Annotated in this window: 18 protein-coding genes; 11 read left to right on the forward strand and 7 right to left on the reverse strand. The window is 63.4% G+C overall.

Going from position 1 to position 20947, the window contains the following annotated elements; all coding sequences use genetic code 11:
* Positions 1 to 29: 29 nt before the first annotated feature.
* Positions 30 to 776, reverse strand: a complete 747-nt coding sequence (locus tag PM2_RS08775) for an NRDE family protein (RefSeq protein ID WP_025752208.1) — start codon at positions 774 to 776, stop codon at positions 30 to 32.
* Between the two features lie 129 nt (positions 777 to 905).
* On the opposite strand from PM2_RS08775, the gene PM2_RS08780 reads away from it, so the two are divergent.
* Genes PM2_RS08780 through PM2_RS08790 form a run of 3 tightly spaced genes read left to right on the forward strand, consistent with a single transcriptional unit; the run spans position 906 to position 3534 of the window.
* Positions 906 to 1688, forward strand: a complete 783-nt coding sequence (locus PM2_RS08780; protein ID WP_019097933.1) for a sulfite exporter TauE/SafE family protein — start codon at positions 906 to 908, stop codon at positions 1686 to 1688.
* Positions 1689 to 1704: 16 nt separating this feature from the next.
* A complete protein-coding gene (gene lgt / locus PM2_RS08785) occupies positions 1705 to 2514 on the forward strand; it encodes a prolipoprotein diacylglyceryl transferase (RefSeq protein ID WP_019097932.1) in 810 nt (269 codons plus the stop codon).
* A 48-nt stretch (positions 2515 to 2562) separates the two neighbouring features.
* A complete protein-coding gene (locus PM2_RS08790) occupies positions 2563 to 3534 on the forward strand; it encodes a thymidylate synthase (RefSeq protein WP_028698422.1) in 972 nt (323 codons plus the stop codon).
* Positions 3535 to 3591: 57 nt separating this feature from the next.
* Here the strand turns inward: PM2_RS08790 and cadR are convergent, their stop codons facing one another.
* The gene (cadR, locus tag PM2_RS08795; RefSeq protein ID WP_016712550.1) at positions 3592 to 4035 is read right to left on the reverse strand and encodes a cadmium resistance transcriptional regulator CadR; all 444 of its coding nucleotides are present in this window, start codon (positions 4033 to 4035) and stop codon (positions 3592 to 3594) included.
* An 83-nt stretch (positions 4036 to 4118) separates the two neighbouring features.
* On the opposite strand from cadR, the gene PM2_RS08800 reads away from it, so the two are divergent.
* The 5 genes from PM2_RS08800 (at position 4119) to PM2_RS08820 (ending at position 11158) form a co-directional block, all read left to right on the forward strand.
* On the forward strand, positions 4119 to 6332 hold the full coding sequence (locus PM2_RS08800; protein WP_028698423.1) for a heavy metal translocating P-type ATPase: 2214 nt from the start codon (positions 4119 to 4121) through the stop codon (positions 6330 to 6332).
* Positions 6333 to 6341: 9 nt separating this feature from the next.
* The gene (locus PM2_RS08805) at positions 6342 to 7211 is read left to right on the forward strand and encodes a LysR family transcriptional regulator (RefSeq protein ID WP_016712548.1); all 870 of its coding nucleotides are present in this window, start codon (positions 6342 to 6344) and stop codon (positions 7209 to 7211) included.
* 118 nt (positions 7212 to 7329) lie between these two features.
* Complete coding sequence (locus tag PM2_RS08810) at positions 7330 to 8388, forward strand: putative 2-aminoethylphosphonate ABC transporter ATP-binding protein (RefSeq protein WP_016712547.1); 1059 nt, start codon at positions 7330 to 7332, stop codon at positions 8386 to 8388.
* Position 8389: 1 nt separating this feature from the next.
* Positions 8390 to 10114, forward strand: coding sequence for a putative 2-aminoethylphosphonate ABC transporter permease subunit (locus PM2_RS08815; RefSeq protein WP_028698424.1), 1725 nt, complete (start codon positions 8390 to 8392; stop codon positions 10112 to 10114).
* Between the two features lie 18 nt (positions 10115 to 10132).
* Positions 10133 to 11158: a putative 2-aminoethylphosphonate ABC transporter substrate-binding protein gene (locus tag PM2_RS08820; protein ID WP_019097927.1), complete on the forward strand. Its 1026-nt coding sequence runs from the start codon at positions 10133 to 10135 to the stop codon at positions 11156 to 11158.
* 62 nt (positions 11159 to 11220) lie between these two features.
* Here the strand turns inward: PM2_RS08820 and PM2_RS08825 are convergent, their stop codons facing one another.
* Positions 11221 to 12585 carry a GTPase/DUF3482 domain-containing protein gene (locus PM2_RS08825; protein WP_016712544.1) on the reverse strand — a complete coding sequence of 455 codons (1365 nt, stop codon included), beginning with the start codon at positions 12583 to 12585 and terminating at the stop codon, positions 11221 to 11223.
* On the reverse strand, positions 12578 to 13969 hold the full coding sequence (locus PM2_RS08830) for a DUF2868 domain-containing protein (RefSeq protein ID WP_016712543.1): 1392 nt from the start codon (positions 13967 to 13969) through the stop codon (positions 12578 to 12580). Before PM2_RS08830 ends, PM2_RS08825 begins: the two co-directional genes overlap by 8 nt.
* 54 nt (positions 13970 to 14023) lie before the next feature.
* Between PM2_RS08830 and PM2_RS08835 the strand changes: the two genes are divergently transcribed.
* Positions 14024 to 14539, forward strand: a complete 516-nt coding sequence (locus PM2_RS08835; RefSeq protein ID WP_028698425.1) for a dihydrofolate reductase — start codon at positions 14024 to 14026, stop codon at positions 14537 to 14539.
* Between the two features lie 238 nt (positions 14540 to 14777).
* On the opposite strand, the gene PM2_RS08840 is transcribed toward PM2_RS08835, so the two are convergent.
* Positions 14778 to 16169, reverse strand: coding sequence for an L-cystine transporter (locus tag PM2_RS08840; RefSeq protein ID WP_028698426.1), 1392 nt, complete (start codon positions 16167 to 16169; stop codon positions 14778 to 14780).
* A gap of 244 nt (positions 16170 to 16413) precedes the next feature.
* On the opposite strand from PM2_RS08840, the gene PM2_RS08845 reads away from it, so the two are divergent.
* A complete protein-coding gene (locus PM2_RS08845) occupies positions 16414 to 17469 on the forward strand; it encodes an HAD family hydrolase (RefSeq protein ID WP_016712540.1) in 1056 nt (351 codons plus the stop codon).
* 2 nt (positions 17470 to 17471) lie between these two features.
* Here PM2_RS08845 and PM2_RS30720 read toward each other — a convergent pair whose 3' ends face one another.
* Both PM2_RS30720 and ilvD read right to left on the reverse strand, forming a co-directional pair.
* A complete protein-coding gene (locus tag PM2_RS30720; RefSeq protein ID WP_141745088.1) occupies positions 17472 to 17750 on the reverse strand; it encodes a hypothetical protein in 279 nt (92 codons plus the stop codon).
* 184 nt (positions 17751 to 17934) lie between these two features.
* Positions 17935 to 19776, reverse strand: a complete 1842-nt coding sequence (gene ilvD / locus PM2_RS08850) for a dihydroxy-acid dehydratase (RefSeq protein ID WP_003249056.1) — start codon at positions 19774 to 19776, stop codon at positions 17935 to 17937.
* Positions 19777 to 20253: 477 nt separating this feature from the next.
* Between ilvD and PM2_RS08855 the strand changes: the two genes are divergently transcribed.
* Entirely contained in the window at positions 20254 to 20910 is a 657-nt protein-coding gene (locus tag PM2_RS08855; protein ID WP_016712539.1) for a magnesium transporter, read from the forward strand.
* The last annotated feature ends 37 nt before the right edge of the window (positions 20911 to 20947 follow it).

Raw genomic sequence — 20947 nt, forward strand, 5'->3', positions numbered from 1 at the left:
CCTTTCGCGGTGCAGCAGCCCCATGGCCCTCAAACCGCGAACTCAACTTCCCCGAGGTGTCCACCAAAGGGCCCGAAACTGCGCTCAATCAGCTGCCTTCTGCCCTGATCATCCACAATCAGCACCGTACTCGCCCGCGTCCCGTAGTTCTGGCTGGCAATAAATACACTCGACAGCAGTTTCTCGGTCGCCACCCCAACGCCAGTCTCAGGTAGATCACCATCCGCCGCAGGCTCGTTATCTGCCAGCAACGCCAGCAACCGCTGCGGTTCCGGCGTTTCCAGCAACCCTTCCAGCCCACTGCGCGCTTTCACCAACTTCGGCCACGGCGTGTCCAGCCCGGCGTTGGAAAGCCCGTAAACCCCCGCCTCCAGCAGGCGCGGCGTGGCATCTCGCGCATGCAGGTAACCCAGATGCTGCCCATCACCCACCAGCAGGTTGAACCCCGAATACTGCCCACTGTGGCTGGCCACCTGGTCCAGGTAAGCCTCGACCCCCAACTCACCTTTCAGATATGCCGCCACCAGCTCGCCCCGTGAGCGCGGCCCCACCGCCTGACCTGGGTCACGGATATTGGTCAACGCGGCAAAGCGCCCCTGCGGCCCCACGCCCAGCCAAGTGCCACCGGCCTCCAGGTCGCGGCCGGCATGCACGCCGGGGGCGTCCTCCCAGGCCGCCAGGGCCTGGGTGGGGCGGGCATAGAACTCGTCGCGGTTGGCCGCGACGATCAGCGGCAGGGCATGCCCCGGCCGCCAGGCGAATACGATCAGGCACATCGGTTGGGCCTCTGTGTTTTATGCCACTGTACCCACAGCGGCGGGGCGGATCCATCCTGTCACAGAGTTCACTAGAGCCCTGAGCCCGGCTTCCGTTACCATGCCGGATTGTTTTGCTGGGGAAGCCGAATGGAATTCGTGCTCTATCTGCTGTTGGGCGCCTGTGCCGGTGTGCTGGCCGGGCTGTTTGGCGTGGGCGGCGGCATCATCATCGTGCCGGTGCTGGTGTTCAGCTTCACCTTGCAGGGCTTCGATGCCTCGGTGCTGACCCACCTGGCCGTCGGCACGTCGCTGGCCACCATCGTCTTTACCTCGATCAACGCCGTGCTCGAACACCAGCGCAAAGGGGCCGTGCAATGGCCGATCTTCGCCTGGATGACCCTCGGCATCCTCATTGGTGCCGGCATCGGTGCCAAGACGGCCTCGCTGATCCAGGGCCCGCTGCTGCAGAAGATCATCGGCGTGTTCGCCCTGGTCATCGCCGCGCAGATGGCCCTGGACCTCAAGCCCAGGGCCAGCCGTGGCATCCCCGGCAAACCCGCGTTGATCGGCGCGGGCGGGGTGATTGGCTGGGCCTCGGCCATTTTCGGCATTGGCGGCGGTTCGCTGACCGTGCCGTTCCTGACCTGGCGCAGCCTGCCCATGCAGCAGGCAGTGGCCACGTCCTCGGCCTGTGGCCTGCCGATTGCCGTGGCAAGTGCCCTGAGTTTCATGCTGCTGGGCTGGCACGAAGAGCACCTGCCACCCCATAGCCTGGGCTACGTGTACCTGCCGGCGCTGGTCGGCATTGCCGTGACCAGCATGTTTTTCGCCCGCTTCGGCGCGCGCCTGGCGCACAAGCTGTCGCCCCGTTTGTTGAAACGCCTGTTCGCAGCACTGCTGTTCTGTGTCGGCCTCAGCTTTTTGATTTGAATCGAGAGGAAGTTCCATGCTGCCTTACCCGCAGATAGACCCCGTGGCCGTGGCCCTCGGGCCGCTGAAAATCCACTGGTACGGCCTGATGTACCTGATCGGCATCGGCGGCGCCTGGCTGTTGGCCTCGCGTCGGCTGAACCGCTTCGACCCTACCTGGTCGCGGGAGAAACTGTCCGACCTGGTGTTCTGGCTTTCGATGGGGGTGATCGTCGGTGGGCGGTTGGGCTATGTGCTGTTCTATGACCTGCACCAGTACCTGGCCAACCCGACGCTGATCTTCGAGGTGTGGAAGGGCGGCATGTCGTTCCACGGCGGCTTCATTGGCGTGATGCTGGCGGCCTTGTGGTTCGGCAAGCGCAACAACAAGTCGTTCTTCGAACTGATGGATTTCGTCGCCCCACTGGTGCCGATCGGCCTGGGCGCCGGGCGTATTGGCAACTTCATCAACGCCGAGCTGTGGGGCAAGGCGACCGACGTGCCGTGGGCGATGGTTTTCCCGCCGTTCAGCGACCCGGCCCAGTTGCCCCGTCATCCGTCGCAGCTGTACCAGTTTGCCCTGGAAGGTGTGGCATTATTCGTGATTCTCTGGTTGTACTCTCGCAAGCCGCGCCCGACCATGGCCGTTTCCGGCATGTTCGCGCTGTTCTACGGCATTTTCCGCTTTATCGTGGAGTTTGTGCGGGTGCCTGATGCCCAGCTTGGCTACATTGCCTTCGGCTGGTTGACCATGGGTCAGTTGCTTTGCGTGCCGATGATTGTCGGCGGCATCTTCTTGATCTGGTTGGCCTACAACCGCAAACCTACGGCAAAACCAGCCGTATGATTTTCACGGCAGGGGTGATCCCCCTGCCGTTCTTGTTACAGGAAAGTCATGAAACAGTATCTAGATCTGGTCCGTGAAGTCATCGAGAACGGTACGTTGCAAGGCAATCGCACCGGCATCCGTACCATCAGCCTGCCGGGCGCCATGCTGCGCTTCGACCTGCAGAAGGGCTTTCCGGCCATCACCACGCGCAAGCTGGCGTTCAAGTCGGCGATCGGCGAAATGGTCGGTTTCCTGCGTGGCGTGAAGAACGCCGGTGAATTCCGCGAGCTGGGCTGCAAGGTCTGGGACCAGAACGCCAACGAGAACGCTCAGTGGCTGGCGAACCCGTTCCGCCAGGGCCATGACGACCTGGGCGAAATCTACGGCGTGCAATGGCGCCAGTGGCCGGGCTACAAGCGCATCCCGCTGAGCAACCCGGCGGCCATCGAAATGGCCGAAAAGGCAGGCTTCCGTCGCATCGCTCAGGACGAAGAGGGCGGCGTCGCGTTCGTCATCCTGTACAAGGCCATCGACCAGGTGCGCCAGTGCCTGGACACCATCGCCAACGACCCGGGCAGCCGCCGTATTCTGTTCCACGGCTGGAACTGCGCGCAGCTGGACGAAATGGCCCTGCCGCCGTGCCACCTGCTGTACCAGTTCCATCCGAATGTAGAGACCAAGGAAATCTCCCTGACCCTTTACATCCGCTCCAACGACCTGGGCCTGGGCACGCCATTCAACCTCACCGAAGGCGCGGCGCTGCTGTCGCTGTTCGGCCGCCTGACCGGGTATACCCCGCGCTGGTTCAGCTACTTCATTGGTGATGCCCATGTGTATGAAAACCACTTGGACATGCTGAATGAGCAGCTCAAGCGCGAGCCGCTGGAGGCGCCGAAGCTGGTGATCAGTGATCGCGTGCCGGCGTTTGCCGAGACCGGCAAGTATGAGCCGGAGTGGCTGGAGAAGATCGAGCCGAGTGACTTCTGGCTGGAAGGGTATGAGCACCATGCGCCGATGACGGCGCCGATGGCGGTCTGACAGATCTCCATTACCTGAGCTGGCCTATTCGCGGGCTTGCCCGCGAATGCTTTCGGCTTAATGCCCGTGACTTCGCCCCACATGCGAATGCTCGGTATCCGGCACCGATACTGCCCCGTTCGTCTCCAGTTGCTGCAAGATCGCGCATTCCGCCCCTTGCGCATTGCAGCGCCGCCGCAGCTCCACCAGCTGTTCCTGCAACGCCACCAGACCATCGATCCGTGCCTGCACATGCTCGATATGCTCGTCGATCAGCGCATTGACGCTGCCGCACGAATCATCGGGGCTGTCGCGCAGGCGTAGCAGGCTGCGGATTTCATCCAGGGTCATGTCCAGGGTGCGGCAGTTGCGGATGAAGGTGAGCCGCTCGACGTGGGCCTGGGTGTACAGCCGGTAGTTGCCGTCGCTGCGCGCCGGCTCCGGCAGCAGCTGTTCACGCTCGTAGTAGCGGATGGTTTCCACGGCGCAGTCGGTGGCTTTGGCCAGCTCTCCGATCTTCATCACGAAATCTCCAGCAAATGGCTTGACCCTATAGTGGCTACAGGGTGTTCCATTGGCAACAGGCTCAAATTAAGGATGACCCCATGAACCAGCCTGTCAGCCACGAACACAAACACGATCACCACGCCCACAGCTGCTGTGGCAGCGCTGCTGCGCCAGCCTTGGTCCAGCTGAGCGAAAAGGCCAGCAGCCACGCCCAGTTCAGCCGTTTCCGCATCGAGGCCATGGACTGCCCTACCGAGCAGAACCTGATCCAGGACAAGCTGGGCAAGCTGGCCGGTATCGAGCAGCTCGAATTCAACCTGATTAACCGTGTGCTTGGCGTGCGCCACACCCTGGGTGGCACTGCTGAAATCGAGCAGGCCATCGACAGCTTGGGCATGAAAGCCGAGCCGCTTGGCGCCGAAGACGATGGCACCGCCAGTGCACCACACGTGGCCAAGACCCGCTGGTGGCCGCTAGCGCTGTCCGGTATTGCCGCGATCGCCGCCGAAATCGTGCACTTTGCCGCACTGGCCCCGGAGTGGGTGGTGGCGGCGCTGGCGCTGGCAGCGATCCTCGGCTGTGGCCTGGGTACTTACAAGAAGGGCTGGATCGCCCTGAAAAACCGCAACCTCAACATCAACGCGCTGATGAGCATTGCTGTGACTGGCGCGGTGCTGATCGGCCAGTGGCCGGAAGCGGCCATGGTGATGGTGCTGTTCACCGTCGCCGAGCTGATCGAAGCGCGCTCGCTGGACCGCGCACGCAATGCCATCGGCGGGCTGATGCAGCTGACCCCGGACATGGCCACGGTGCAGCAGGTCGACGGCCAGTGGCGCGAGGTAGAGGTGCGTGAAGTGGCCATCGGCGCCTTGGTGCGGGTGCGCCCCGGCGAACGTATCGGCCTGGATGGTGAAGTGATCAGCGGCCAATCCAGCGTCGATCAGGCGCCGATCACCGGCGAAAGCCTGCCTGTAGAGAAGGCAGTGGGCGACAAGCTGTTCGCCGGCACCATCAACCAGGCAGGGGCACTGGAGTTTCGCGTTACCGCTGTTGCCGGGCAATCGACCCTGGCGCGGATCATCAAGGCCGTCGAGGAAGCGCAAGGCGCGCGGGCGCCGACCCAGCGCTTCGTCGACCGCTTCTCGCGCATCTACACCCCGGTGGTGTTTGCCATCGCCTTGGCCGTGGCGGTGATTCCGCCGCTGTTCATGGCCGGCGCCTGGTTCGACTGGATCTACCGCGCTTTGGTGCTGCTGGTGGTCGCGTGCCCGTGCGCCCTGGTGATCTCGACCCCGGTGACCATCGTCAGCGGCCTGGCCGCTGCGGCGCGCAAAGGCATCCTGATCAAGGGCGGTGTTTACCTGGAGGGCGGTCGCCACCTGGACTTCCTGGCCCTGGACAAGACCGGCACCATTACCAACGGCAAACCGGTGCAAACCGACGCCAAGGTGCTGGAGCCGCTGTTCGAAGGCCGCGCGCAAGCCCTGGCCGCCAGCCTGGGCGAGCGTTCGGACCACCCGGTTTCCCGTGCCATAGCCCAGTTCGGCAAGGAGCAAGGCCTGGCCTTGAGCGAGGTCGATGACTTCGCCGCCCTGGCCGGGCGCGGCGTGCGCGGTACTATCGCGGGTGAGGTTTACCACTTGGGCAACCACCGCCTGGTCGAGGAACTGGGGCTGTGCTCGCCCGCGCTGGAAACCCAGCTGGATGCGCTGGAGCGCCAGGGCAAGACAGTGGTTTTACTGCTCGACCGCTCTGGCCCGCTGGCGCTGTTCGCGGTGGCCGATACGGTCAAGGACAGCAGCCGCCAGGCCATCGCGGAACTGCATGAGCTGGGTATCAAGACTGTCATGCTGACCGGCGACAATCCGCATACCGCCCAGGCCATCGCCACCGTGGTGGGCATCGACCGTGCCGAAGGCAACCTGCTGCCTGCCGACAAGCTCAAGTGCATCGAAACCCTCTACGCCAAGGGCCATCGGGTGGGCATGGTCGGTGACGGCATCAACGACGCCCCGGCCCTGGCCCGCGCCGAAATCGGCTTTGCCATGGCGGCGGCTGGCACCGACACCGCCATCGAGACTGCCGATGTAGCGCTGATGGACGACGACTTGCGCAAAATCCCGGCCTTCGTCAGGCTGTCGCGCCAAAGTGCGGCGATCCTCATGCAGAACATCGTTCTGGCGTTGGGCATCAAGGCAATATTCCTGGCGATCACCTTTGCCGGCATGGCCACCATGTGGATGGCGGTGTTCGCCGACATGGGCGTGAGCCTGCTGGTGGTGTTCAACGGCTTGCGCCTGCTGCGCAAATAGAGGACGTGCATGCTGAGTTCGGAGCTGAAAGCCTTCTACATGGTGGCCCGCTTGGGCAGCATCACTTTGGCGGCGAAAAAGCTCGGGCTCAGCCAGCCCACGGTGACCACGCAGATCCGCAATCTGGAAAGCCAGTACGCGGTCGAGCTGTTCTACCGTGGCGGGCGGCGCCTGGTGTTGAGTGAAGAGGGCGTCCGCCTGCTGCCGATGGTCAAGGCGCTGCTGCAGCAAGAGGCCGATATCGAGTTCGAGCTGCGCAACAGTGGCCAGGCCCAGGGCAGCCTGCGTATTGCCGCCACGGCGCCTTACTACATTCTCGACCTGGTGAAGATCTATCGCGAGCGCTTGCCGCAGGTGGAAGTGGCGGTGGAAATCGGCAACTCGCAGCAGGTGCTGGAAATGCTTGAAGACTACCGGGTGGACATCGCCGCTTCGTCACAGCTGGTGGAAGATGCCCGGCTGGTGCGGCGGGTGCTGGGGACTGATCCGCTGGTGGTGGCGGTGCATCGCAACCACCCGTTGGCCCAGCGGCAGGCGGTGTCGATCGACGTTGTGGCCGGGCACTGCCTGTTGATGCGCGAGAAGGGCTCGACCACGCGCAAGCTGACCGAGCAGATGCTGCAGGAGGCCGGGGTGAAAGCCGGGGCTTTGCTGGAAATCGGCAGCCGCGAGTCGATCCGCGAAGCGGTGCTGCGCAATATCGGTATCAGCGTGATTGCCCGGCATGAGGTGCCGCATAACCCTGAATTGCGGGTGCTGGCGCTGGAAGATGCGCCGGTGATGCATGAGTATTTGTATTGCCTAAAGGAGCGGCGCCAGGCGCGGTTGCCGGCTGCCTTCCTTGGGGTGGCGCAGGAAGTGGCGGGCTCACACTTCTAGATTTGTTTGGGCAATACAAAATCTGCCAATACCACTATCACTTGCTTTTGCCTTAAAGCCACAGAACCTTCGCACAGCCTGCCTAGCATGGCCCCCATCTCTTCGATGAGGCCCTGCCATGAACCACGCCACCCCCGGCGCACAAATGAAAGTGCGCAACATTCACAAGCGCTTCGGTGCCTTTACGGCGCTCAACGATGTCTCGCTGGACATCGCCGCCGGCGAGCTGGTGTGCCTGCTCGGCCCGTCCGGCTGTGGCAAGACCACGCTGCTGCGCTGCATTGCCGGCCTGGAGCGCCAGGACCGTGGCACGTTGTACATCGGTGAACGCGATATCTCCGAGCTGCCACCCCAGGCCCGTGACTACGGCATCCTGTTCCAGTCCTACGCGCTGTTCCCCAACCTCACCGTCGAGGCCAACATTGCCTACGGCCTGGCCGGCAGTGGCCGCGAGCAGGCCCGCCAGCGGGTGGCTGAAATGCTTGAACTGGTAGGCCTTTCTGGCAGCGAGAAGAAGTACCCCGGCCAGCTCTCCGGTGGCCAGCAGCAACGTGTGGCCCTGGCCCGTGCGCTGGCGCCGTCACCCTCCCTGTTGCTGCTCGATGAGCCCATGTCGGCGCTTGACGCACGGGTGCGCGAGCACCTGTGCACCGAACTGCGCCAACTGCAACGCCAGCTGGGCATTACCACCTTGATGGTCACTCACAATCAGGACGAGGCCATGCTGATGGCGGACCGTATTGCGGTGATGAACAACGGCCAGGTTGAGCAGTACGCCACCCCACAGGAAATCTACGACCAGCCGGCCACACCGTTCGTCGCCGAGTTCGTTGGCCAGGGCAACTGGCTGCCTTTCCAGCGCAACGGTGACAGCCATGCCCAGGTCGGCGCCATGAGCATGCGTCTGGCGCCGGGCTCGGCCCAGGCCAGCAGCGGCCGGTTGTTCTGCCGCCCGGAGGCAATCACGGTCAACCCGGTGGTGCACGAGGAAAACCTGTTCCCGGCCATGGTCCGCGAGATTACGTTCCTGGGTAACCGCTGCCGCATGAGCTTCGAACTCAAAGCCCTGCCTGGCCATGCCCTGCTGGCTGAACTGGCCCCCGAAGCCATGCCGCGCCTGGGTTCGCAGGACATCTGGGTGGCCCTGCCGCCGCAGAGCCTGCAGGTGTTTGCCTGAGATGGCCGCGCCAATGTCCCTGCCGTTGACCCAGGCCAACCCCATGCCGCGAGCTGGTATCGCCCTGGGTGACCGGTTGTTCGTCGTCGGCGGCAAGAGCCTGCTGCTGATCCTTCTGGTGCTGGCCGTGCTGATGCCACTGCTGGCGATCTTCTGGCGTGGCTTCAGCGCTGACGCGGGCCAGGGTGGCGGCCTGCTGGCAGCCCGCGACCTGTTCGCCAGCGACAATTTCCATTGGTTGCTGGGCAACAGCCTGTCGGTGGCTTTCACCGTGGCGGCCATCGTGGTGCCGCTGGCGTACCTGTTCGCCTATGCGCTGCAACGCACGCGGATCCCGGCCAAGGGCGTATGGCGGGGGATTTCCCTGCTGCCGCTGCTGGCGCCGTCGATGCTGCCGGCCATCGCGCTGGTCTATCTGTTTGGTAACCAGGGGCTGCTGCGCGGGTTGCTCAGCGACAACATCTACGGCTTCTGGGGCATCGTGCTGGGCGAGGCGATCTACACCTTCCCGCATGCGCTGATGATTCTGTTGTCGGCGCTGTCGTTGGCCGATGCCCGGCTGTTCGATGCGGCCTCCAGCATGGGCGCCGGCCCGTGCCGGGCATTTACCAGCATCACCTGGCCAGCCACGCGGCAAGCGGTATTCGCGGCGTTCTGCCTGGTGTTCACCCTGACCATCACCGACTTCGGTGTACCGGTCGTGGTCGGTGGTGACTATCAGGTACTGGCACTGGAGGCCTACAAGGCGGTGGTGGGCCAGCAACAGTTCGGCCGTGGCGCGTTGATCGGCATGGTCCTGCTGCTGCCGGCGCTGTTCAGCTTCACGGTCGATGCCTGGCTGCGTCGGCGCCAGGGCGAAGCCATGAGCGGTCGTGCCCAGGTGTTCGAGCCCAAGCCATCGCGCAGCCGAGATGCCTGCTTCCTGGCCATCGTGTTGCTGGTGTGCGCGGCGTTGCTGCTGGTGATCGGCATGGCGGTGTATTCCTCGCTGGTCACCTTCTGGCCGTACAACCTGTCGTTGTCGCTGCGTCATTACATGTTCGAAGACACCGCCGGTGGTGGCTGGCTGGCCTACCGCAATAGCGTGACCATGGCCATCGGCACCGCGCTGATCGGCAGCATCGTGATCTTCACCGGTGCTTACCTGATGGAGAAAACCCAGGGCCAGCGCCTGCTCAACCAGATGCTGCGCCTGCTCAGTTTCATCCCCATGGCCGTGCCAGGCCTGGTACTGGGCCTGGGCTACGTCTTCTTCTTCAACCTGAACGGCAACCCGCTGCATGTGTTGTATGGCGGCATGGGGCTGCTGGTGGTGTGCACCATTGCTCACTACCTGACCACCGCACAGATGACCGCAACCACTGCGCTGCGCCAGCTCGACGGCGAGTTCGAGGCCGCCGCGCTGTCGCTGAAGGCACCGCTGTACAAGCACTTCCTGTGGGTGACCGTGCCGATTTGCCTGCCGGCGCTGCAGGACATCATCCGCTACCTGTTCGTCTCGGCCATGACCACGGTTTCGGCGGCGATCTTCCTGTACAGCCCCGGCACCATCCTGGCCGCCGTTGCCGTGCTGAACATGGACGATGCCGGCAACGTGGGCGGTGCTGCTGCCATGTCCACCCTGATTCTGCTGACCAGTGCCGGCGCTTCACTGTTGCTGGCCGCAGCCTCACGCGGCCTGCTGCGCCGCTCCCAAGCCTGGCGCCAACGCGCCGCGACCGTCTGACCTGTAAGGAACCTACCCATGTACAAGCACCTTGCACTTGCCGCTGCCGTTTCTGCCGTGTTCAGCCTGCAGGCCTTGGCCGCCGGTACCCAGCTGACGGTCTACACCGCCCTGGAAGCTGAACAGCTGAAGAGCTACAAGCAGGCCTTCGAAAAGGCCAACCCAGACATCGAGATCAAGTGGGTACGCGACTCCACCGGCATCATCACCGCCAAGCTGCTGGCCGAGAAGGACCGCCCGCAAGCTGACGCCGTGTGGGGCCTGGCGGCGTCCAGCCTGGCCATTCTCGACCAGAACGGCATGCTGGAAGCCTACGCGCCGAAAGACCTGGGCAAGATCGCCGCCAACTACCGCGATGCCGCAAACCCACCGGCCTGGGTGGGCATGGACGTGTGGGCCGCGACCATCTGCTTCAACACCATCGAGGCCGAGAAGCAGGGCCTGAGCAAACCGGTGAGCTGGCAAGACCTGACCAAGCCGGAGTACAAGGGCAAGATCGTCATGCCTAACCCGGCCTCTTCGGGCACCGGATTCCTTGACGTGAGCGCCTGGTTGCAGACCTTCGGTGAGCCGCAGGGCTGGGCCTACATGGATGCGCTGCACCAGAACATCGGGCAGTACGTTCACTCCGGCTCCAAGCCATGCAAGCTGGCGGCGGCGGGCGAGTTCCCGATCGGTATCTCGTTCGAATACCCGGCCGTGCAGCTCAAGCGCCAGGGCGCGCCGCTGGACATCGTGCTGCCGAAGGAAGGCCTGGGTTGGGAGATCGAGGCGACTGCGGTGATCAAGGGCTCGCCCAAGGCGGACGCGGCCAAGCGTCTGGCCGATTTTTCGGCAAGCCCCGCAGCCATGGAGTTGTACAAGGAGAACTTCGCCGTGCTGGCGGCGCCGGGCATTGCCAAGCCGCAGACCGAGTTGCCAGCGGATTATGAGCAGCGCCTGATCAAGAACGACTTTGCCTGGGCCTCGCAGAACCGCGACCAGATTCTGGCTGAATGGCGCAAGCGCTATGACGGTAAGTCGGAGAAGGTGGCCCAGCAGTAACCTTTCGCTTTGCAGCTCTGGCCTCTTCGCGGGTTACCCGCGAAGAGGCCAGACCTGTTTACTCAAAACTGAGAAACCAACGCCTCTAGCTGTTCCTGCCGCTCAGCCTGATTCAGCTTCGACCCTGGATTGAGCGTCGACCACTGCGGATGTGCTCGCGCCTTGACCAGCGCCTCTGGCAACTTGCCTTCACGCCAGGCCTTTTCATCCAGCTCACCCAGCCTGATGCTGTCCTGCGCCGCATGCCCGCGGTTGTCCAGCGCAACCATCAACTGCTGCTGACGCAAGGCCAGCAAGCGCAATACCGTGTCGTCCACGGTCAACTCGCGTTTGCCCTTTAGCTTGCTCATCAACCGCGAACCATAGTTGCGTGCCGTCTGCAGCGCACCACCGGCAATTGCACCTGCCAAGGCCGCTGCACCGAGGGTAAGGCCGCCAACCAGCAAATCAACCCCGGCACCGGCGGCCGCCCCGGCTGCCACACCGCTGCCCAGGCGTACGCCCAGTAGCTTCAGGGTTTCGGGGTTGAACAGGTCGTCACCCCACCGGCCATCCAGCAATGGCAGGTCGCTGGCATGGGCGTCTTCGCGGCGGAAGGCATACAGTTTGAGCAGTGCCTCGACGCAGCGCTGCTCCCGCTGACGTATGTCCCGGCGTAGCGCTTCGATGGCCCGGGCTTCGGCTGCCGGCTCAGCCTCGACACTGCGCCGGCAGGCGGCGCAGTCCAGCAGCAGCTCGGCGATCAGGCGCTTGCCACTGTGCTGGCGCGCCAGGCGCTGCGCCTGCTGGTCGTCGATCAGCCGCTGCAGGGCAGGTCGAGCGTCTTCCAGCAACAGGGCCAGGCTCTCGTACAAACGCCGCTCGCCATCCTCGGGCGGGGCCACGCTGTCGAACCTCACCAACGCGTGAAGCCCAAGCCGGGCAAGGGCTTCACGCCATTGCGGCTCGCGGTGCTGGTGGCTGGCGACGAAGTTGAGCACCGGCAGCAACGGCTTGCCGCAGCTGGCCAGCACTTCCAGCTCGTCGCGGTATTTGGCCAACACCGGCTCACGCGCATCGATCACGTACAGGCCGGCATTGCTGGCCAGCAGCTGGCGCAGCACCTTGGCCTCCTGCTCGAAGCGCTGACGTGCTTCGCTGCCCTGAAGAAAGCGCTCCAGGCGGGCCGGGCCGTCCAGGCGCTCGCCTGGGCGCTCCAGGCGTTCGAGGTAGTCGAGCAAAGCGATGGCATCTTCCAGGCCCGGTGTGTCGTACAGCTCCAGCATGGGTTCGCCGTCCACCGACAAGCGCGCACCTTCCACATGGCGGGTGGTGCTGGGGCGGTGGGAGACTTCGCCAAAGCCGACGTCACGGGTGAGGGTGCGCAGCAGCGAGGTCTTGCCGACGTTGGTGTGGCCGACCACGGCCAGTTTCAGCGGCTCAGTCATGGCCATGCTCCAGCCAGGTCAATGGCGAGGTGTCGGCGTGCGCGAGGCCAAGGCGGTCGAGGGCTTCGTGCCAGTCACCCAGGCGCTGGGCATCGAGGGCCTGACCAGGCGCGGCCTGTAGTAGCCAGATTCGGGTCGCACCGGCATTGCGCGCCAGTTCGGCGAGCAGTGCCAGGCTGCCGCGGTCGGGTGAACGCCGTGGGTCGCAGGCGATGGCCAGGCGTGCGGGCGGGAAGCGGCTAAGTTGTTCAAGCAGGCGGTTGCGCGATTCGCGGCTGTCGAGCACACCGGCATCGGTCACGTTTTTGGGCAGGGCGGGCGGCCAAGGGCGCTGGTCGTCCAGTTCCAGGCCGACCAGCAGGGCACCGCTGCTGCCGCTTTCCAGCTGGCCTACGGCAAACTGCGGCAAGGCATCGGGGGCGGGGTCCTGTACGCCGATGCGCTCGCTGCGGGGCATCAGCGCATCTCGCAGGTGCGCGTAGCCGGGCAGGCTAAGGTCCAGCGTCAGGCGCTCGCGGCCCTGGCGCCAGCGCCACAGGCATAACGCTGCCAGCAGCAAGCGCGGCAGCAGGCCATACACCAGCACTACGCCGAGCAGCCAGCTGGCCCAGGCCTGGCGGGCCAGGTCCAGCGCGGGCAAGGTGTCGCCGCTGGCGCGGATCATGGCCTCGTCGGGTATGGCAAAGCCCAGCAACGAGGGCAGGGCGCCCAGGGCCTGGGTCAGGTGGATGAACGGGTCGGCGGCAAGCAGCGTGGTTTCCCAGACGAAGCCATAGCGCCGGGTCGCCAGCAAGGCCAGCAGCATGCCCAGCGCGGTGAGCATCGCCAGCAGCCACAGGCCGTGTACCAGCAGGCCGAGCAACCAGCGGTTGAGCCGCTGGCGTTGCAGCAGCACTAGCAGCGCAGGTGCCAAGTGCGCGGCTTTGGCATCGCGGGCAAAGCGTTCGCTAAGCCATAGCCACAGGCGGCCCAGCCCCGCGCCGTGCTCGCCACTGATGGCAAGGCCGACGGCCCAGCCCAGCAGCATCAGCAGGTTCAGCCCGAGCAGGCTGCCCAAGGCCCAGAATACGTTGACCGGCCGTTGCCCATCGCCCAGGGCGGCCAGTGCCATGCCGGCGCCGCTGAGCACGGCCAGCAGCAACAAGGCCAGCAGCGCCAGGCGCGCCCCCTGCTTCCAGTGGTGCAAGGCGACAGTCATGCCGTCGCGTTCGGCCAGGCACAGCGCACGGGTTTCGATGCGGGCCGCCAGGTCGCCGCCCAGTTGGCGGGCGCGGCGGTTGGCCTCCTGGTCTTCCAGAGGGCCGGCATGTTCTTCACGCAGGCGTACCGCTTCGGTGAGCCAGCGCTTGTCCAGTGAAGTGGGTGCAGTCACAAGGTCTTCCATTGCACAGGTCAGGGCAGAAGCATAACCCACACGCCCGGTGCTATCCTCGCTGGCATGAATACATCACTCCCCCTCAGCCTGATCGCGGCATACGCTGAAAACCGCGTGATCGGCATCGACAACTCCATGCCCTGGCATTTGCCGGGTGATTTCAAATACTTCAAGGCCACCACCCTGGGCAAGCCGATCATCATGGGGCGCAAGACCTGGGACTCGCTGGGGCGGCCACTGCCCGGGCGGTTGAACATCGTCGTCAGCCGCCAGCCGGGGCTTGAGCTGGCAGGCGCCGAGGTGTTCGCTTCCCTTGAGGAGGCGCTGGTGCGGGCCGAGCAGTGGGCGCGTGAGCAAGGCGTTGATGAGCTGATGCTGATTGGCGGGGCGCAGCTGTATGGGCAGGCGCTGGAGAAAGGGCTGGTCAGCCGGATGTACCTGACGCGGGTGGAAATGGCACCGGAAGGGGACGCGTGGTTCCCGGCGTTTGATGAGGGGCAGTGGAAGCTGGCGTCGAGTGAGGCGCAGGCTGAAGAAGGTAAGCCTGCCTATCACTTCGAGGTCTGGGACAGGGTTTGAGATTGCCGGGGCTGCTTTGCAACCCCATCGCAGGCACAGCAAGACAGCTGGTCCCAAATACGGAGTTTTTCGGCTTCGGCCTGCGTCATGTCGTACTGGGGCATGGTGTGGCTTTTTCCCTAGGAGTGTTCGCTAACGCGAGCTAGCAGTATAGCGATGCTGCCAGCCGCCTGTTGTTCACTCCCCACGCCATTGCGTTACGGGATATTGGGGCTGTATAGCAGCCCCGGGTGATCCGTCAGGTATGGCTCAACTCGGCATGCTCATCACCCGCCAGCACAGCTTTGTCAGTCTCTTTCAGCAATTGGCTGGTCACCACACCTGCTGTCATCGAACCGTTCACGTTCAACGCCGTGCGCCCCATGTCGATCAGCGGCTCCACCGAAATCAGCAATGCCACCAGCTCCACCGGCAAGCCCATGGCCGGCAGCACGATCAGCGCGGCAAAGGTGGCACCACCGCCTACACCGGCAACCCCTGCCGAGCTCAACGTGACGATGGCCACCAGGGTGGCGATCCACAGCGGGTCGAAGGTATCGATGCCCACTGCCGGTGCAACCATCACCGCCAGCATGGCGGGGTAAAGGCCGGCACAGCCGTTCTGGCCAATGGTGGTGCCGAACGATGCGCTGAAGCTGGCAATCGACTGCGGCACGCCCAGGCGGCGGGTTTGCGCCTCGATGTTCAGCGGAATGCTGGCGGCGCTGGAGCGGCTGGTGAAGGCGAAGGTCAGCACCGGCCACACCTTGCGGAAGAAGCGCAGCGGGCTCACGCCAGCGGCGGCGAGGATGATGCCGTGCACCACGAACATCAGCGCCAGGCCCAGGTACGACACCACCACGAAGCTGCCCAGCTTGAGGATGTCTTCCATGTTCGAGCTGGCCACTACCTTGGTCATCAACGCCAGCACGCCATACGGGGTCAGTTTCATCACCACGCGCACCAGGCGCATCACCCAGGCTTGCAGGGTGTCGATGGCCGACAGGGCACGTTCGCCTTTCTCGGCATCGTCCTTGATCAGCTGCAAGGCCGCCAGGCCGATGAACACGGCAAAGATCACCACGCTGATGATCGAAGTCGGCTTGGCCCGCGCCAGGTCACCCACAGGGTTGCTGGGGATGAACGACAGCAGCAGTTGCGGGATGTTGAGGTCGGCGACCTTGCCGGCATAGTCGCTGTGGATAACCTGCATGCGTGCGCTTTCCTGGGCGCCGGCCACCAGGCCTTCGGCGCTGAGGCCGAACAGGTTGGTCAGCACGATGCCTATCAGCGCGGCAATGGCGGTGGTCAGCAGCAGGGTGCCGATGCTCAGCACGCTGATGCGGCCCAGCGAAGAGGCATTGTGCAGGCGTGCCACGGCGCTGAGAATCGAGGCGAAGATCAGCGGCATGACGATCATCTGCAACAGGCCGACATAGCCGTTGCCGACCAGGTCGAGCCAGGCGATGGTGGCCTTGAGCACCGGGTGGCCCGCGCCGTAGATCGTGTGCAGGGCCAGGCCGAAGAGCACACCCAGCACCAGGCCCAGCAGCACCTTCTTGGCCAGGCTCCAGTCGGTACGGCGGGTTTGTGCCAGGCCCAGCAACAGGGCCAGGAACGCCAGCAGGTTAAGGGACAGCGGCAGGTTCATTGAAGCTCCAGCGAAAAAAAGCAAAGGAAGCATCGCCTCTGTGAGCGATTGCGAACGGAAATGCTAACAGGCTGAAAACAAACGAATTTATATCCAAATGGAATGTGCATATTCGTTTATGGAATAACGGCGTGTCGCAGATTGCAATGAACACGGCGTTTGCAGCTGCATGAAGGTCGTTATCGAGGGCCGTTGACGGGGAATGTTGCACTAGCGTTTCCGGGTCATTTCAGGAGATTCGTACATGAAGCGCGCCCCTAAAGCCGTGGCCCTCGGCCTGTCCCTGCTGTTCAGTATCGAAACCTTCGCCACCGAGCTCAAGCATTGGCCTGCAGAAGCAGCCAAACAGCTCGACAGCATGATTGCCGCAAATGCCAACAAAGGTAATTACGCGGTGTTCGACATGGACAACACCAGTTACCGCTATGACCTTGAAGAGGCCCTGCTGCCATTCATGGAAAACAAGGGGCTGCTGAGCCGCGACAAGCTCGACCCGTCGTTGAAGCTGATGCCGTTCAAGGACACCGCCGAGCACAAGGAAAGCCTGTTCAGCTACTACTACCGGTTGTGCGAAGTTGACGACATGGTCTGCTATCCGTGGGTGGCCCAGGTGTTCTCGGGCTTTACCCTGAAGGAGCTGAAAGTGCAGGTGGATGAGCTGATGGCCTCCACCAAGCCGATCCCCAGCACCTATTACGACGGGGACCAGGTCAAGGCCATCGAGGTACAGCCGCCCAAGGTCTTCAAAGGCCAGGCCGAGCTGTACAACAAGCTGATGGAGAACGGCATCGAGGTGTACGTGATTTCGGCGGCTTCGGAAGAGCTGGTGCGCATGGTCGCGTCAGACCCCAAGTACGGGTACAACGTGAAGCCGCAGAACGTGATTGGTGTGAGCCTGCTGCTGAAAGACCGCGTCAATGGCCAGCTGACCACGGCACGCAAGCAGATCAGCGCCGGGCACTATGACGCCAAGGCCAACGAAGGGCTGGAACTGACCCCGTACCTGTGGACCCCCGCCACCTGGATGGCGGGCAAGCAGGCGGCGATCCTGACCTATATCGATGAGTGGAAGAAGCCGGTGCTGGTGGGGGGCGACACGCCGACCAGTGACGGTTACATGCAGTTTCATGGGGTGGATGTAGGCAAGGGCGGTATTCACCTGTGGATAAACCGCAAGGCCAAGTACATGGACCAGCTTAACGGGATGATTGCCAAGAATGCGGCGGCGCAGGCCAAGGAAGGGCTCTTGGTGACGGCGGACAAGAACTGGGTGATCGTGACGCCGGAGCAGATCCAGTAGGCTCATGGTACGTGTACCGTGATTCGATAACTGCCGCTGGAAACACGTTTGCCGTAGCGGTCGTGAATGGCGAACGTGTGACCGGCCAGGGGCTCTTGATGAATGACCGTGGTGTACTCGCCAGAGAAAATGTTCTCGGCTTGCAAATGGACAGGGGGTGCGTCTGATGGAAGAAAGGCGCTGGGGCAATCGGTAAGCACCAAGCGCCCTTGTTCGGCATCCCAGGCATGGCGACAACCAGGTACATGTACCGAGCCCCTGAAACTGATGGCTCCGGTCATTGCACGCTCCTGACCTTGGGTAGAGGTGGGTACCAGGCATGCGTACCCTATGGTCACGCTGTACAGCAGGCTTTTCCAACTCATGGCTGCCATTGCCCCCTAAGGCTGCTTTTTAGGCAGTATGGGAGCGGAAAAGCAAAAAAAACCGGCGCACGGGGCGCCGGTTGGTGTTTTCAGACGCTTCTTACAGGCCTTCCAACATAGCCTTGTTGCGCACAGCACCCTTGTCGGCACTGGTCGCCAGCAGGGCGTAGGCCTTCAGCGCAGTGGTCACCTTGCGTGGGCGTACTTCGGCAGGCTTCCAGCCCTTCTTGTCCTGCTCTACACGACGCTCAGCCAGCTCTTCATCGCTGACCAGCAGGTTGATCGAACGGTTAGGGATGTCGATCAATACCTTGTCGCCATCGCGCACCAGGCCGATGGCGCCACCAGCAGCAGCCTCAGGCGAGGCGTGGCCGATCGACAGGCCCGAAGTGCCGCCCGAGAAGCGGCCGTCGGTGAGCAGGGCGCAAGCCTTGCCCAGGCCTTTGGACTTCAGGTACGAGGTCGGGTACAGCATTTCCTGCATGCCCGGGCCGCCTTTCGGGCCTTCGTAGCGGATGATCACGATGTCGCCGGCCTTCACTTCGTCAGCGAGGATGCCGCGTACGGCGCTGTCCTGGCTTTCGAAGATTTTCGCGGTGCCTTCGAACACGTGGATCGACTCGTCGACACCGGCGGTTTTCACCACGCAACCGTCGAGTGCGATGTTGCCGTACAGCACGGCCAGGCCGCCTTCTTGCGAATAAGCGTGCTCGAAGCTGCGGATGCAGCCGTTTTCGCGGTCGTCATCCAGGGTTTCCCAACGGGTCGACTGGCTGAACGCGGTCTGGGTCGGGATGCCGGCAGGGCCTGCCTTGAAGAAGGTGTGCACGGCTTCGTCATCGGTCTGGGTGATGTCCCATTTGGCGATGGCTTCTTCCATGCTGCGGCTGTGCACGGTCGGCAGGTCGGTGTGCAGCAGGCCGCCACGGGCCAGCGAACCGAGGATGCTGAAGATGCCGCCGGCGCGGTGTACGTCTTCCATGTGGTACTTCTGGATGTTCGGCGCCACTTTGCACAGCTGTGGCACTTTGCGCGACAGGCGGTCGATGTCGCGCAGGTCGAACGCCACCTCGCCTTCCTGGGCGGCAGCCAGCAGGTGCAGGATGGTGTTGGTCGAGCCACCCATGGCGATGTCGAGCATCATGGCGTTTTCGAACGCCTTGAAGTTGGCGATGCTGCGCGGCAGTACCGACTCGTCGTTCTCGCCGTAGTAGCGCTTGCACAGCTCCACGATGGTGCGGCCGGCGGTGAGGAACAGCTGCTCGCGGTCGGAGTGAGTGGCCAGAGTCGAGCCGTTGCCCGGCAGGGCGAGGCCCAGGGCTTCGGTCAGGCAGTTCATCGAGTTGGCGGTGAACATGCCGGAGCACGAACCGCAGGTCGGGCAGGCGCTACGCTCGTACTCGGCGACTTTTTCGTCCGAAGCCGTGGAGTCGGCGGCGATGACCATGGCGTCGACCAGGTCCAGGCCGTGGCTGGCCAGTTTGGTCTTGCCGGCTTCCATCGGGCCGCCGGAAACGAAGATCACCGGGATGTTCAGGCGCAGGGCGGCCATCAGCATGCCGGGGGTGATCTTGTCGCAGTTGGAAATGCACACAATGGCGTCGGCGCAGTGGGCGTTGACCATGTATTCCACGGCGTCGGCAATGATCTCGCGGCTTGGCAGCGAGTACAGCATGCCGTCGTGGCCCATGGCGATGCCGTCATCGACCGCGATGGTGTTGAATTCCTTGGCCACGCCACCGGCGCGCTCGATTTCGCGGGCAACCAGTTGGCCCAGGTCCTTCAGGTGCACGTGGCCCGGGACGAACTGGGTGAACGAGTTGGCGATGGCGATGATCGGTTTCTTGAAGTCTTCGTCCTTCATCCCGGTGGCGCGCCACAGGGCACGGGCGCCGGCCATGTTGCGGCCTTGGGTGGACGTCTTGGAACGATAATCAGGCATGAAACACTCCTGGCGGCTTAATCAGGTCACAAAAAGGGGAGTGAGCTTCTCTTGTCCTTTGCGCCGCAGGCCGGTTGCCACTGGCACGGATGAGGCCGAAGACCGCGCGGGATCGCCGCGTGCTTGGCCAGAGCTCATAAACCCGCCGGGGATGACTGGCGATGAATAGGCCGATTCTACACCGCTGGCGCGGCGAGGGAATGAAGATGTGCCTGGTCGGTGAATTTGCCCGTACAGCCGGTACCTGTAGGACGCTTCCGAAACATCCCCCAACGGGCTGACTTGCGCACCTCGAATAACTATCATCCGGCCGCCGCATGTGCGGTTTAACGAGATAACCCTCAATGGACCTTCCCAGTTACCGGTTCCACATGAACCTGCTATCTGGCACTGAGCGCGCCGCCGCCAGGGCTGCCGAAGGCTTGAGTCCGCGAGGCTGAAGTCTGCAGGCGCCTGCGTCGGCGCCTGGAGAACTTCATGCAACATCAAATCGATAAAAACACCCTTCAGTCGAACGCCCATGCAGCCCTGGAGGCCCAACGGCGCGAAGCGACAGAGGACTTTCACAAGGGCGCTTCAATCACCAACCATGTCGGTAACTTGCGCGATGCGACCCTTGGTTTGCTCTACCGAAAGCGCGTGCTATGGCTGGTTTTGCTGGTGTTTGGCAACCTGTTTTCTGGGGCGGGTATCGCCGCTTTCGAGGAAACCATCGCCGCCCATATCGCCTTGGTATTCTTCCTGCCATTGCTGGTGGACAGCGGCGGTAATGCTGGTGCTCAGTCTGCAACGCTGATGGTACGAGGCCTGGCGACGGGTGAAGTGGCCATGCGTGACTGGTGGCGCATGTTGGGTCGGGAGTTCGGGGTTGCATTGGCTCTGGGATGCACCATGGCTGTTGCCGTGGCGTCCTTGGGGGTACTGCGCGGCGGGCCGCAAATTGCCCTGATCGTAGCCAGCAGCATGGTGATCATCGTACTGGTTGGAAGCCTGATCGGCATGAGCCTGCCATTTCTGCTGAGCCGCTTGCGGCTGGACCCAGCGACAGCCAGCGGGCCACTGATTACATCGATTGCCGATGCAGCGGGGGTATTGGTGTACTTCGGGATTGCGACGCACGTTCTGGATATTTGAAGCGGGCCGGGGGCGCAAGGCCCCCGACCGACAGCAA

The sequence above is a fragment of the Pseudomonas monteilii NBRC 103158 = DSM 14164 genome, from assembly GCF_000730605.1.
In the GTDB taxonomy this organism is placed as follows: domain Bacteria; phylum Pseudomonadota; class Gammaproteobacteria; order Pseudomonadales; family Pseudomonadaceae; genus Aquipseudomonas; species Aquipseudomonas monteilii.

What these genes read in the sequence shown, in the direction of transcription:
- PM2_RS08775 (WP_025752208.1), bottom strand. Translation starts at nt 776, where the DNA reads ATGTGCCTGATCGTATTCGCCTGGCGGCCGGGGCATGCCCTGCCGCTG.
- PM2_RS08780 (WP_019097933.1), top strand. Translation starts at nt 906, where the DNA reads ATGGAATTCGTGCTCTATCTGCTGTTGGGCGCCTGTGCCGGTGTGCTG.
- lgt (WP_019097932.1), top strand. Translation starts at nt 1,705, where the DNA reads ATGCTGCCTTACCCGCAGATAGACCCCGTGGCCGTGGCCCTCGGGCCG.
- PM2_RS08790 (WP_028698422.1), top strand. Translation starts at nt 2,563, where the DNA reads ATGAAACAGTATCTAGATCTGGTCCGTGAAGTCATCGAGAACGGTACG.
- cadR (WP_016712550.1), bottom strand. Translation starts at nt 4,035, where the DNA reads ATGAAGATCGGAGAGCTGGCCAAAGCCACCGACTGCGCCGTGGAAACC.
- PM2_RS08800 (WP_028698423.1), top strand. Translation starts at nt 4,119, where the DNA reads ATGAACCAGCCTGTCAGCCACGAACACAAACACGATCACCACGCCCAC.
- PM2_RS08805 (WP_016712548.1), top strand. Translation starts at nt 6,342, where the DNA reads ATGCTGAGTTCGGAGCTGAAAGCCTTCTACATGGTGGCCCGCTTGGGC.
- PM2_RS08810 (WP_016712547.1), top strand. Translation starts at nt 7,330, where the DNA reads ATGAACCACGCCACCCCCGGCGCACAAATGAAAGTGCGCAACATTCAC.
- PM2_RS08815 (WP_028698424.1), top strand. Translation starts at nt 8,390, where the DNA reads ATGGCCGCGCCAATGTCCCTGCCGTTGACCCAGGCCAACCCCATGCCG.
- PM2_RS08820 (WP_019097927.1), top strand. Translation starts at nt 10,133, where the DNA reads ATGTACAAGCACCTTGCACTTGCCGCTGCCGTTTCTGCCGTGTTCAGC.
- PM2_RS08825 (WP_016712544.1), bottom strand. Translation starts at nt 12,585, where the DNA reads ATGACTGAGCCGCTGAAACTGGCCGTGGTCGGCCACACCAACGTCGGC.
- PM2_RS08830 (WP_016712543.1), bottom strand. Translation starts at nt 13,969, where the DNA reads ATGGAAGACCTTGTGACTGCACCCACTTCACTGGACAAGCGCTGGCTC.
- PM2_RS08835 (WP_028698425.1), top strand. Translation starts at nt 14,024, where the DNA reads ATGAATACATCACTCCCCCTCAGCCTGATCGCGGCATACGCTGAAAAC.
- PM2_RS08840 (WP_028698426.1), bottom strand. Translation starts at nt 16,169, where the DNA reads ATGAACCTGCCGCTGTCCCTTAACCTGCTGGCGTTCCTGGCCCTGTTG.
- PM2_RS08845 (WP_016712540.1), top strand. Translation starts at nt 16,414, where the DNA reads ATGAAGCGCGCCCCTAAAGCCGTGGCCCTCGGCCTGTCCCTGCTGTTC.
- PM2_RS30720 (WP_141745088.1), bottom strand. Translation starts at nt 17,750, where the DNA reads ATGACCGGAGCCATCAGTTTCAGGGGCTCGGTACATGTACCTGGTTGT.
- ilvD (WP_003249056.1), bottom strand. Translation starts at nt 19,776, where the DNA reads ATGCCTGATTATCGTTCCAAGACGTCCACCCAAGGCCGCAACATGGCC.
- PM2_RS08855 (WP_016712539.1), top strand. Translation starts at nt 20,254, where the DNA reads ATGCAACATCAAATCGATAAAAACACCCTTCAGTCGAACGCCCATGCA.